Origin of the sequence: Rheinheimera mesophila (assembly GCF_000986865.1) — a bacterium.
Lineage (GTDB): Bacteria > Pseudomonadota > Gammaproteobacteria > Enterobacterales > Alteromonadaceae > Pararheinheimera > Pararheinheimera mesophila.
In genome coordinates, this window is the sequence record NZ_LAVS01000087.1 from 1 (window position 1) to 11746 (window position 11746).

The window sequence follows — 11746 nt, forward strand, 5'->3', positions numbered from 1 at the left end:
ATACGGTAAATTTCGGTACATTGGCACAAGACACAGCCATCACCATTTTGGCGCCGTGTTTTGCAATGCCTTCGGCTTCGTATTTTTTACCGACCATAAAGCCGGTGATATTTTGCAGGAACAACAGCGGAATTTTGCGCTGGGCGCATAGCTCAATAAAATGAGCGCCTTTTTGCGCTGACTCAGAGAACAGAATGCCGTTATTGGCTACTATGCCAATAGGCTGGCCAAAAATACGGGCAAAACCACAGACCAAAGTCGCGCCATAAAACTGTTTAAATTCATCAAAGTCAGAGCCGTCAACAATGCGGGCTATCACTTCACGTACATCAAACGGCTTTTTCAGATCAGTGCCGACTATGCCGTACAACTCGCTGGCATCATAAAGTGGCGCTTCGACAGGGCGCACGTCACCTTGCACTGGTTTTTGATGATTTAGACGGCTAACAGCATTACGCGCCAGTTGCAGCGCATGTTCGTCGTTTAGTGCATAGTGATCGGCTACACCAGAGATTTTGCAGTGCACATCCGCACCACCTAACTCTTCGGCTGAAACTTCTTCGCCTGTGGCGGCTTTAACCAAAGGTGGACCGGCTAAAAAGATAGTGCCTTGATCTTTAACGATAATACTTTCATCCGCCATAGCTGGCACATAAGCGCCACCTGCAGTACAGAGGCCCATCACCACGGCAATTTGTGGAATACCCTTGGCAGACATACGCGCCTGATTAAAGAAAATCCGTCCAAAGTGCAGCTTATCAGGGAACACTTCGTCCTGACGCGGCAGGTTGGCACCGCCTGAGTCGACCAGATAGATACAAGGCAGATTACAGGTTTCGGCAATTTCCTGGGCCCGTAAGTGTTTTTTTACCGTCAGTGGATAATAAGTACCACCTTTGACGGTCGCATCGTTGGCGACAATCATGCACTCAACGCCATTGACCCGGCCTATACCGGCCACCACACCAGCGGCGGGCACATAGTCGTCATAACATTCCCAGCCGGCAAACTGGCCGACTTCTAAAAAGGGTGAACCCGGGTCCAGCAGTTTTTGAATACGGTCACGGACAAAGAGTTTGCCACGTGAGGTATGACGGGCAATCAAAGCTTCGCCGCCACCTAATTTGATCTGTTGTACTTTTTGCTCTAAATCATCCACCAGTTGCTGCATCGCCTGAGCGTTCTGGATAAAATCGTCACTGCGTGGATTAATTTTGCTATTCAGTCTGGCCACGTTCACCACCTTTGGCTACAGGGTCTAGGAAAAGCCGGACAGGAGTCCGGCTTACTTTATTGGTTATGACGCTTAAAAGGTCGCGTTTAGTTCGATTCGTTAAATAACTCGCGGCCTATCAGCATACGGCGAATTTCTGAAGTACCAGCACCAATTTCATACAGCTTGGCATCCCGTAATAAACGCCCTGTTGGGTATTCGTTGATATAGCCATTACCGCCTAATAACTGAATGGCATCTAACGCCATTTGGGTGGCCAGTTCAGCGCTGTATAAAATCGCGCCCGCTGCATCTTTACGGGTGGTTTCACCGCGGTCACAGGCTTTGGCAACTGTATAGACATAAGCACGGGCCGCATTCATTTTGGTGTACATATCGGCCACTTTGCCTTGTACCAGTTGGAATTCACCAATAGACTGGCCAAACTGTTTACGGTCGTGAATATAAGGCACAACCACGTCCATACAAGCTTGCATAATGCCAAGTGGACCGCCGGATAACACTACACGTTCATAGTCCAGACCTGACATCAGTACACGGGCACCTGAACCCACAGTGCCTAACACGTTTTCTTCCGGTACTTCACAGTCTTCAAACACCAGCTCACAAGTGTTAGAGCCGCGCATACCCAGTTTGTCGAGTTTCTGTGCCTGACTAAAACCTTTAAAACCACGCTCAACGATAAAAGCTGTCATGCCTTTAGAACCGGCATTCACATCAGTTTTGGCGTAAATCACGTAAGTGTGAGCATCTGGACCGTTGGTGATCCACATTTTGTTGCCGTTTAAAATGTAGCGATCGCCTTTTTTGTCGGCGCGTAATTTCATCGAGACTACATCTGAACCTGCGTTGGGCTCGGACATCGCCAAAGCGCCAATATGCTCACCTGAACATAACTTTGGCAGGTATTTTTGTTTTTGCGCTTCGTTGCCGTTACGGAAAATCTGGTTCACGCAGAGGTTTGAATGCGCACCGTAAGATAAAGCGACTGAGGCCGAGGCGCGGCTGATTTCTTCCATCGCCACCACATGCTCCAGGTAACCTAAACCAGAGCCACCGTATTGTTCATCGACCGTGATGCCCAATAAGCCCAGGTCGCCGAATTTGCGCCACAAGTCATTCGGAAACTCGTTGTCATGATCGATTTGAGCTGCGCGTGGGGCTATTTCGTCACGGGCAAAGCTGTTGACCTGCTCACGGATCATATCGACGGTTTCGCCCAGATCGTAATTTAAAGTTTTGTACGTACTAATCATAACTTTCCCCGTTTTTTCCCTTGGTATCAGGTCGTTTTCAGGCAACGCCAACTACTTTGGGCACTGTTTAATTTGATTTGGTTGAATGCAGTTTTTTAATTCGGTTCTTTGACTTGCTTGGCCTGATCCAGGGTTTCGCGGCAGCGTTTCTCCACAGTCACCAACTCCATCAGCACCACCTTGATGTCATCCATCTGTTGATGCAGCTCAGCTTTTTTATGCTCTATCAATTTCAACATAGTGTTTAGCTGGGTCACGCTGCTTTTATCTGCGTCATACAGTTCAAACAATTGGCCAGTTTCGGACAAACTAAAGCCCAGCCGTTTGCCACGCAAAATCAGTTTTAGCCGCACTCTGTCTCTGCGGCTGTAAATACGGGTTTGGCCCTGACGTAAAGGAGTTAATAAGCCCTGATCTTCGTAGAAACGAATGCTGCGGGTGGTGATATCAAACTCTTTGGCCAGCTCACTGATGCTGTAGGTTTTGTCGTCTTTTTCTGTCATTTGGGCTGTCGCTTGAACGGTCATAGGGGCCTTCCGGTAAAGTGGCGTCAACTATAAGTGAAGTTTACGTAAAGGTAAAGCTGTGTTCGCGTCAAATAAGGCCTGGCGGCAGGTGAGAACCATAGCTTGTAAAGTTTAACTGCCAATAGGACTGCTTAAATTCTGTATTTTTCTGAACCTTTCACCACTGATAAGACCATAGTGCTGGTTGGTTGACGTTGGCGTAAACGTAAATTTGGTGTAGTGTGTGGACCAACTTTTTGATTAAGCTTTTGAGTGACGGAGAAATGAACATGGCGCAGCACGAAAAAATTGCCATAGTGGCAGCCAAAAGAACGGCGATGGGTGGATTTTTAGGTGGCTTGTCTGACGTCAGCAGTACCGATCTGGGCGCTCAAGCTATCAAGGCGGCGCTAGCACAAGCCGCTATCGACGGCTCACAAGTCAGTGAAGTGATTATGGGCTGTGTATTACCTGCCGGTTTAGGCCAGGCGCCAGCGCGTCAGGCCACTTTGAAAGCGGGTTTACCTTTATCTGCCGGTGCTACCACTATTAATAAGGTCTGTGGTTCAGGCTTAAAGTCTGTGATGCTGGCCTCTGATCTGTTACGTGCTGGTTCTGCGGATCTGGTAGTAGCTGGTGGCATGGAATCGATGTCAAACGCGCCTTATATTCTGCCCAAAGCCCGTGCCGGTATGCGGATGGGGCATGCGGAAGTCAAGGATCATATGATGCTGGACGGCCTGGAAAACGCTTACGATGGCAAAGCCATGGGCTGTTTTGCCCAGAAAACGGCTGACGAGCATGATTTTAGCCGGGCTCAGATGGACGAGTATGCCGTATTGTCATTAACCCGCGCACAGCAGGCCATCAGCTCTGGTGCTTTTGTTGAAGAAATCACGCCTGTGACCTTTCAAACCCGTAAAGGCGAAGTGACTTTTGCCACAGACGAGCAACCGGGCAACGCCAAAGTCGACAAAATCCCTACCTTAAAACCCGCTTTTGCCAAAGACGGTACTATTACTGCTGCCAACTCCAGTTCTATTTCTGATGGTGCTGCAGCACTGGTGTTAATGCGGGCAGAGGATGCCAAAGCACAGAACAAAACTGTATTGGCGCATGTAGTGGGCCATGCCACTCATTCGCAGGAGCCAGAGCTATTTACCGTGGCGCCGGTGGGTGCTGTCACTAAGTTGTTAGCTAAATTAGGTTGGGCAACAACAGACGTGGACTTGTGGGAAATTAACGAAGCTTTTGCCATGGTAACTATGCTGGCAATCAAAGAGCTGAAGTTGGACGTGAACAAAGTCAACGTCAACGGCGGTGCTTGTGCTTTAGGACATCCTATCGGCGCTTCAGGTGCCCGTATTCTGGTGACTTTAATTCATGCTTTAAAAGCACGCGGTTTAAAACGGGGTATCGCTACTTTATGTATTGGTGGTGGCGAGGCTGTGGCATTAGCGGTAGAACTGCCATAAACAATAAAAAAGGCGCGGTAAACACTGCGCCTTTTGCTTCAAAGAATTTAATAAAAAATATATTTAAATCAACAGGTTTAATTTTAACAACGTATAGCCAAAGTCATTAGCGTCGCAGTAAGGCGACCAGTGAACCAGACCCCAGAAGCATAGTTGTTCCTTTTCATAAGGAATGGGTGATTGGGGCGAGAGAACGTAGTCAACGCCGCTGCGACGCTGAGGACGAAGGTTATAAAGGGGAGACGTAGTGATGACCCATCAGGTTCAGTTATTTATCAACGGTGAATTTGTCCCGTCCAAGTCCGATCGTTTTATTCCGGTGACAGACCCTGCTACTCAGGAGGTGATAGCACAGGTGCCTTGCACTACAGCGGACGAAATGGCATTTGCTATTGCCTCTGCCAAAGAAGCCTTTAAAAGCTGGAAAGAAGTGCCGGTATCAGAACGTGCCCGTTTAATGATGCGCTTTGCGCATTTGTTAAAAGAACATCAGACCGAAATCGCTGAGATTATTTGCCGTGAACTCGGCAAAACCGTGGAAGATGCCAAAGGCGATGTCTGGCGTGGTATTGAAGTGGTAGAACAAGCCGCCAATATTCCATCTTTGATGATGGGCGAAACGGTAGAAAACGTCGCGCGTAGCATTGATACCTACAGCTATATTCAGCCGTTAGGGGTTTGTGCCGGTATTACACCTTTTAACTTTCCGGCGATGATCCCGCTGTGGATGTTCCCTATGGCGATTGCCTGCGGTAATACTTTTATTCTGAAACCCTCTGAACAAGACCCGATGACGGTGAATAAAATCGCTGAGCTGTTTGCTTTAGCTGGCGCACCGGCAGGTGTACTGCAAGTAGTGCATGGCAACAAAGAGCAAGTGGATGTGCTATTACGACACCCGGACATCAAAGCTATTTCTTTTGTCGGCTCTGTGAATGTCGGTCAGTACATCTACAAAACCGGTACTGATCATTTAAAACGGGTGCAGGCTTTCGCTGGTGCCAAAAACCATATGGTCATTATGCCGGATGCCAATAAACAGCAAGTGATCAACGCCTTGGTTGGGGCTTCTGTTGGTGCTGCGGGTCAGCGTTGTATGGCAATTTCTGTGGCCGTGTTTGTGGGGGATTCGCAGCAGTGGATCCCTGAAGTGGCTGCCGCTATCGCCAAAGTACGTCCTGGTGTCTATACCGATCCTGACGCGGCCTACGGTCCACAAATCAGTCCACAAGCCAAGGCACGTATTTTGTCATTAATCGAACAAGGCAAAGTTGAAGGCGCTACCTGTTTAGTCGATGGCTCTGCGGTTCAGGTGCCGGGTTATCCAAACGGCAACTGGGTGGGCCCTACGGTGTTTAGTGATGTCACCCCTGAGATGACCATCTACAAAGAAGAGATTTTTGGCCCTGTGCTGGCAACTGTTAATGCTGCTTCGTTGGATGAAGCCATTGAACTGGTGAATAACAGCCCATACGGCAATGGTACCTCTATCTTTACCGCCAGTGGTGCAGCGGCCCGTAAGTATCAGCATGAAATTGAAGTCGGTCAGGTTGGTATTAATATTCCAATCCCGGTGCCGCTGCCATTTTTCTCGTTCACTGGCTGGAAAGGTTCGTTCTACGGCGACCAGCATGCCTACGGTAAACAAGCGGTGCGTTTCTACACAGAAACCAAAACCATCACAGCCCGTTGGTTTGACGACTCGATTCCTGTGTCAGGTCCTAATATGTCAATTAACCTGCGTTAAGCTTTGTTACAGCGTTCTGTGTTCGGGCAGAACGCTTGTTAAAAAACAAAAGCCTTCAGGCAAACAACCAAGCCAGATGAAATGCGTATATAAGCATGAAGACCAAAACAGCAGAGCTGGCAAAGTGTATAGATACTGCTGTGCTAAAACCTTAGGGTGATGTGATGAATTTTAATTTAACAGACGATCAAAAGGCCTTTGTCGAGGTCGCTAAACAATTCGCGGAACAAGAGCTGGCGCCGCATGCCGCCGCCTGGGATAGGGATCATCATTTTCCAAAAGACGTGATCCAAAAAGCCGGTGAATTGGGTTTTTGCTCTTTGTACACGCCTGAAGCTGAGGGCGGCATGGGCTTATCCCGTCTCGATTCCAGCATTATTTTTGAACAACTGGCGATGGGCTGTACCGCCACCACCGCCATGTTAACCATCCATAATATGGCCACCTGGATGATTGCAACATGGGGCACAGCAGATGCCAAAGCCCAGTGGTGTCCAGCGTTGGTCACGGGCGACAAGCTGGCGTCTTATTGTTTAACCGAGCCTGGTTCTGGCTCTGATGCCGCCTCCTTGCGCACCAGCGCGAAAAAAGACGGCGATCACTATGTGTTAAACGGCTCGAAAATGTTTATCTCCGGTGCTGGCGAAACTGAAGTCTTAGTAGTGATGGCCCGTACTGGTGAAGCAGGTCCAAAAGGCGTTTCTGCGTTTATCGTACCAGCGGACGCTCAAGGGGTGATTTACGGCAAAGCCGAAGAGAAAATGGGCTGGAATGCTCAGCCCACCCGCTTAATTACCTTTGATCAAGTGCGTATTCCGGCTCATTACCTGTTAGGTAACGAAGGCGAGGGGTTTAGTTTTGCGATGAAAGGCTTAGATGGTGGTCGTATTAATATTGCCACTTGCTCTATCGGCACAGCGCAACAAGCCTTAAATACCGCCCGCAACTATATGCTGGAGCGTCAGCAGTTTGGTAAACCTCTGGCCGCATTTCAGGCGCTGCAGTTTAAACTGGCGGATATGGCCACAGAACTGGTGGCTGCCCGGCAGTTAGTGCGTTTAGCGGCGTTTAAATTGGATGCTGACGATCCGGAAAAAACTGCTTATTGCGCTATGGCCAAACGTTTTGCCACAGATGTGGGTTTCCAGGTTTGTGATCAGGCGCTGCAACTGCACGGCGGTTATGGTTATATCAAAGAATACCCGCTGGAGCGGCATTTCCGTGATGTGCGGGTGCATCAGATTTTAGAAGGCACCAATGAGATTATGCGCCTGATTATTGGTCGACGCCTGTTAGATGAAGCGGCAAACGAGATCCTATAAAACGCGCTGACTCACAATGAAGCAGGTTTATGGCCTGCTTTGTCTCATTTAAAGATTAAAGCTAACCGGTATTCGCTGATAAAAAACCGGTAAAAATGGAGATTTTATGGCACAACTCAAACTCGAAAAACGCGGCCATACCGCTTTAATTACCATGGCAAATCCTCCTGCCAATACCTGGACCAAAGAGACGCTGACGCAACTGCGTGATGCAGTGAAATCTCTGGAGCAGGATAAAAATATTTATGCCTTAGTGATTACAGGTGAAGGGGAAAAATTCTTCTCCGCCGGTGCGGATCTAAATTTATTTGCCTCGGGCGATAAAGCGGTGGCTGCGCAGATGTCGGCCATTTTTGGTGAAGCTTTTGAAACCTTAACGGCTTTTCGTGGTGTCTCTATTGCCGCTATTAACGGCTATGCCATGGGCGGCGGCCTGGAAGTGGCGTTAGCCTGTGATATCCGTATTGCTGAAACTCAGGCGCAAATGGCGTTACCTGAAGCCAAAGTAGGCTTATTGCCTTGCGCCGGTGGCACGCAGAATCTGGCGATTTTAGTTGGCGAAGGCTGGGCAAAACGCATGATCCTCTGTGGTGAACGTGTGACTGCAGACAAAGCCTTGCAGATTGGGTTAGTCGAAGAAGTGGTAGGTACTGGGATGGCGCTGGAAGCGGCTTTATTGCTGGCGGATAAAGTCGCAGAGCAAAGCCCTCCTGCCGTAGCAGCTTGTAAACAACTGATCCAAAAAGGTCGCAGCGCACCAGTGCAAACAGCGTTACCTTTAGAGCGGGAACTGTTTGTAAAGCTATTTGATACCAAAGATCAGGTGGAAGGGGTACAGGCCTTTTTACAAAAACGTAAAGCCAGTTGGATAAACGGATAAGGTACAAAACATGACAGAAGCTATGATCCAGCAGGATGTGGTGCTGTTTGAAGAAATCGCCTGTGTCGGCGGCAAAATTATAGGTATCGCCACCTTAAATTCTGAAAAATCACTGAATGCCCTGAGTTTACCTATGGTCGAACTCTTATTGCCACAAATGCAACAATGGAAAAACGATAACAATGTTGCCTTAGTTGTGTTGCAGGGCAGCGGTGATAAAGCCTTTTGTGCCGGTGGTGATATACGGGATTTATATCAGGCGATGAAAGCTGAACCTGCAACGTATCAGCCTTACGTCGAGGAGTTTTTCACCAAAGAATACAGCCTGGATTACCTGATCCACACCTTCGAAAAACCAGTGCTGGTATGGGGAAATGGCATAGTGATGGGCGGTGGTTTAGGCCTGATGGCAGGAGCGTCACACCGGATAGTCACAGCCAGTAGCCGTATCGCTATGCCGGAAATGGCGATAGGTTTGTATCCTGATGTAGGGGGGAGCTGGTTCTTAAACCGGATGCCGGAAGGTTGCGGTTTATTTTTAGGTTTAACCGGCGCTTCGATTAACTCAGCCGATGCAAAACTGATTGATTTAGCTGATCATTTTCTGACTCATGATAAAAAAGCCACAGTGCTGGACAAATTGACTCAAGTGAAGTGGGGCAATACGGTGGCTTTAAATCACCAGAAACTCAGCGACTTATTATTAAGTATGGAAGAGATGTGTCGCAGTCAGATGCCACCCAGTCAAATTCGTCTGCATCAGGCTGCTATCAGTGCTGTAGGTCGTGCCACCTCGTTGCAACAGGCTGTGGAGTTAATTTTGGCTATGCCAAATGAAGATGCCTGGCTGAGTAAAGCCAAAGCGTCCTTGCAGTATGGCAGCCCGATCACAGCTCATATTGTTTACCGCTTATTGCAACTGGGCCAAAGCAAAATTCTGGCCGACTCCTTCCGGCTGGAACTGGGCTTAAGTGTGCAATGCGCCAAGCTCGGTGAATTCACGGAAGGCGTCAGGGCACTGTTGATTGATAAAGATCAACAGCCAAATTGGCGCTACAAAACTGTCGCCGAAGTGCCCGCTGATGTAATTAATCAGTTGTTTCATTCGCCTTGGGCGGCCGACTTACATCCGTTACAACATTTAGGTTCATTGGAGCATTAAGATGAGCGCTACAACGCAAGCAACAGTCGCCTTTATTGGTTTAGGCAATATGGGTGGTCCTATGGCCAGTAACCTGGTCAAAGCTGGTTTTAAGGTGCAAGCCTTTGATTTATCCGCAACAGCTTTAGCCCAACTGGCCTCTGAGGGCGCTAAAGCCTGTGCATCTGCCGCTGAAGCGGCCACGGGTGCTGAGTTTATTATTTCTATGCTGCCCGCCGGTAAGCATGTCGCCATGACGTATACCGGTGACACAGGCATTGCCTCTGTCATTAACAAAGATGCCTTAGTGATTGACTGCTCGACTATTGACGCTTCTACAGCCCGTAAAGTGGGGGCTGATTTAGCCGCTTTGGGTATAGCCTTTATCGACGCTCCTGTTTCTGGTGGTGTCGGCGGTGCGAGAGCCGGTACGCTAACCTTTATCGTCGGTGGTTCAGCGCAGAATTTTAACCGCGCTCAGCCTGTATTGTCGGCTATGGGTAAAAACCTGTTTCATGCCGGTGATGTCGGTGCGGGGCAGGTGGCAAAAATCTGTAACAATATGCTGTTATCCATCCTGATGGTAGGCACCAGTGAAGCGCTGCAACTGGGCATAGACAATGGTTTAGACCCGAAAACCTTGTCCGACATTATGCTGAAAAGCTCGGGCCGTAACTGGACCTTAGAGCTGTATAATCCATGCCCGGACGTGATGCCAAATGTGCCGTCGAGCAATGGCTATCAGGGCGGCTTTATGGTGGATTTAATGGCTAAAGATTTGTCCTTGGCTACAGAAACCGCGCTTTCAAGTCAGTCCAGCACCCCTATGGGTACTTTAGCCCGTAGCCTCTATGTGGCGCATCAGCGTCAGGGCCACGGTAAAGAGGATTTTTCCGGTATTTTTCAGATGTTTGGCAAAAAGAACTAAGAGTTCTGGCGCTGGCCATTTTTGCAGGTGATAAGATAATGAATTTAAAAGATAAAATTATAGTAGTGACAGGCGGGGCTCAGGGCCTGGGTTTAGAAATGGCCCGCATGTTGTCTGCTGAAGGCGCTCATTTAGCGTTGCTGGATATGAATGCAGAGCAATTGGATGCGGCAAAAGCTGAGTTAGCCGCATCAGGTGTGACGGTTCGCACTTATGTCTGTAATGTGGCCAATGAAGACAGTGTCGAGAACAGTTTTGCTGCTATTGCCGCAGATTTTGGCGCTATCGATGGTCTGATTAATAATGCTGGTATTCTGCGTGACGGTTTATTGCTGAAATTCAAAGACGGCGAACTGGTCAGTAAAATGTCACATCAACAGTTTCAGTCTGTGATTGATGTGAATTTAACAGGCGTGTTTTTATGTGGCCGTGAAGCGGCGGCTTTAATGGTGAAATCAGGCCGCAAGGGCGTGATCATCAATATGTCGAGCGTAGCGCGAGCCGGCAATATGGGGCAAACCAACTATGCGGCCTCCAAGGCGGGAGTGGTGGCGATGACAGTGACCTGGGCCCGTGAGTTAGGCCGTTACGGTATTCGGGTGGGGGCTATAGCACCTGGTGTGATCCGTACCGCCATGACCGATGCGATGAAGCCTGAAGCCCGTGACCGTTTGGTCGCGATGAAGCCGGTTGGCCGTTTAGGCGAGGCAACAGAGATTGCGCATACGGCCAAATATATTTTCGAAAATGACTTCTTTACTGGTCGGGTGGTGGAAGTAGACGGTGGTATTAGTATGTAACTTTACAGAGGCAGAGTGATAAACTCTGCCTCTGTAAAATCTGGTTACAGGATCTCACCGATGAAACTTATGCTTTTGCCTCTGCTGCTTTTGGTCTGTGCTTTTACCCATGCCCAGCGACTGGATACCCCGAATTACAGCGTTGAAATTCAGCAGCTTTGCCCTGAAGGCGAAGTGCAATGTCAGAACGTAGTCTACAAAGGCACCTCTAAAGTATCGGGCGCCAGCATTGAGCTGAAAGGTAAAGCCTGGCATAGCTTGTGTGCCGATGGGGTCACCCCCTGTCGTTTTTTAGGTTATCAGTTTAATAATGGTCGTATCCGTTATCTGGTGCATGAGTCGGGGTTGTTGCAGGTGATTGGCCGTTCAGGCAGCGTTTTAGTGCAAGAGCAGGGCGTTTGGGACTATCAACAGAGCCCCAGTAGCAACACTGAATCAAAGGCGAAGTTATGAAAGC

11 protein-coding genes are annotated in these 11746 nt (G+C 48.8%); 8 read left to right on the top strand and 3 right to left on the bottom strand.

The genetic code is table 11. The features are described 5' to 3' along the window. The 3 genes from SD53_RS14130 to SD53_RS14140 form a co-directional block, all read right to left on the bottom strand. A partial coding sequence (locus SD53_RS14130) for a carboxyl transferase domain-containing protein (RefSeq protein WP_046520843.1) occupies positions 1-1234 on the bottom strand: 1234 nt, incomplete at its 3' end. An 86-nt stretch (positions 1235-1320) separates the two neighbouring features. Next, on the bottom strand, positions 1321-2490 hold the full coding sequence (locus tag SD53_RS14135; protein WP_046520844.1) for an isovaleryl-CoA dehydrogenase: 1170 nt from the start codon (positions 2488-2490) through the stop codon (positions 1321-1323). Between the two features lie 95 nt (positions 2491-2585). Next, a complete protein-coding gene (locus SD53_RS14140; RefSeq protein WP_277619435.1) occupies positions 2586-3017 on the bottom strand; it encodes a MerR family transcriptional regulator in 432 nt (143 codons plus the stop codon). A gap of 269 nt (positions 3018-3286) precedes the next feature. On the opposite strand from SD53_RS14140, the gene SD53_RS14145 reads away from it, so the two are divergent. The 8 genes from SD53_RS14145 to SD53_RS14180 all read left to right on the top strand — a co-directional run bounded on the left by SD53_RS14145 (position 3287) and on the right by SD53_RS14180 (position 11742). After that, the gene (locus SD53_RS14145) at positions 3287-4471 is read left to right on the top strand and encodes a thiolase family protein (RefSeq protein ID WP_046520845.1); all 1185 of its coding nucleotides are present in this window, start codon (positions 3287-3289) and stop codon (positions 4469-4471) included. 250 nt (positions 4472-4721) lie between these two features. Further along, entirely contained in the window at positions 4722-6218 is a 1497-nt protein-coding gene (locus tag SD53_RS14150) for a CoA-acylating methylmalonate-semialdehyde dehydrogenase (protein WP_046520846.1), read from the top strand. Between the two features lie 164 nt (positions 6219-6382). Continuing rightward, positions 6383-7540, top strand: coding sequence for an acyl-CoA dehydrogenase family protein (locus tag SD53_RS14155; protein ID WP_046520847.1), 1158 nt, complete (start codon positions 6383-6385; stop codon positions 7538-7540). A 106-nt stretch (positions 7541-7646) separates the two neighbouring features. Beyond that, entirely contained in the window at positions 7647-8420 is a 774-nt protein-coding gene (locus tag SD53_RS14160) for an enoyl-CoA hydratase (protein WP_046520848.1), read from the top strand. Between the two features lie 10 nt (positions 8421-8430). Next, a complete protein-coding gene (locus SD53_RS14165) occupies positions 8431-9582 on the top strand; it encodes an enoyl-CoA hydratase/isomerase family protein (RefSeq protein ID WP_206539947.1) in 1152 nt (383 codons plus the stop codon). 1 nt (position 9583) lies between these two features. Beyond that, a complete protein-coding gene (mmsB, locus tag SD53_RS14170; protein ID WP_046520849.1) occupies positions 9584-10489 on the top strand; it encodes a 3-hydroxyisobutyrate dehydrogenase in 906 nt (301 codons plus the stop codon). Positions 10490-10527: 38 nt separating this feature from the next. Beyond that, positions 10528-11289 carry an SDR family oxidoreductase gene (locus tag SD53_RS14175; protein WP_046520850.1) on the top strand — a complete coding sequence of 254 codons (762 nt, stop codon included), beginning with the start codon at positions 10528-10530 and terminating at the stop codon, positions 11287-11289. A 60-nt stretch (positions 11290-11349) separates the two neighbouring features. After that, entirely contained in the window at positions 11350-11742 is a 393-nt protein-coding gene (locus tag SD53_RS14180; protein ID WP_046520851.1) for a hypothetical protein, read from the top strand. Positions 11743-11746 lie beyond the last annotated feature (4 nt).

Bases quoted from the DNA above. Each gene is read 5' to 3' on its own strand.
- SD53_RS14175 (WP_046520850.1), top strand. From the start codon at position 10,528: ATGAATTTAAAAGATAAAATTATAGTAGTGACAGGCGGGGCTCAGGGC.
- SD53_RS14150 (WP_046520846.1), top strand. From the start codon at position 4,722: ATGACCCATCAGGTTCAGTTATTTATCAACGGTGAATTTGTCCCGTCC.
- mmsB (WP_046520849.1), top strand. From the start codon at position 9,584: ATGAGCGCTACAACGCAAGCAACAGTCGCCTTTATTGGTTTAGGCAAT.
- SD53_RS14155 (WP_046520847.1), top strand. From the start codon at position 6,383: ATGAATTTTAATTTAACAGACGATCAAAAGGCCTTTGTCGAGGTCGCT.
- SD53_RS14180 (WP_046520851.1), top strand. From the start codon at position 11,350: ATGAAACTTATGCTTTTGCCTCTGCTGCTTTTGGTCTGTGCTTTTACC.
- SD53_RS14145 (WP_046520845.1), top strand. From the start codon at position 3,287: ATGGCGCAGCACGAAAAAATTGCCATAGTGGCAGCCAAAAGAACGGCG.
- SD53_RS14140 (WP_277619435.1), bottom strand. From the start codon at position 3,017: ATGACCGTTCAAGCGACAGCCCAAATGACAGAAAAAGACGACAAAACC.
- SD53_RS14135 (WP_046520844.1), bottom strand. From the start codon at position 2,490: ATGATTAGTACGTACAAAACTTTAAATTACGATCTGGGCGAAACCGTC.
- SD53_RS14160 (WP_046520848.1), top strand. From the start codon at position 7,647: ATGGCACAACTCAAACTCGAAAAACGCGGCCATACCGCTTTAATTACC.
- SD53_RS14165 (WP_206539947.1), top strand. From the start codon at position 8,431: ATGACAGAAGCTATGATCCAGCAGGATGTGGTGCTGTTTGAAGAAATC.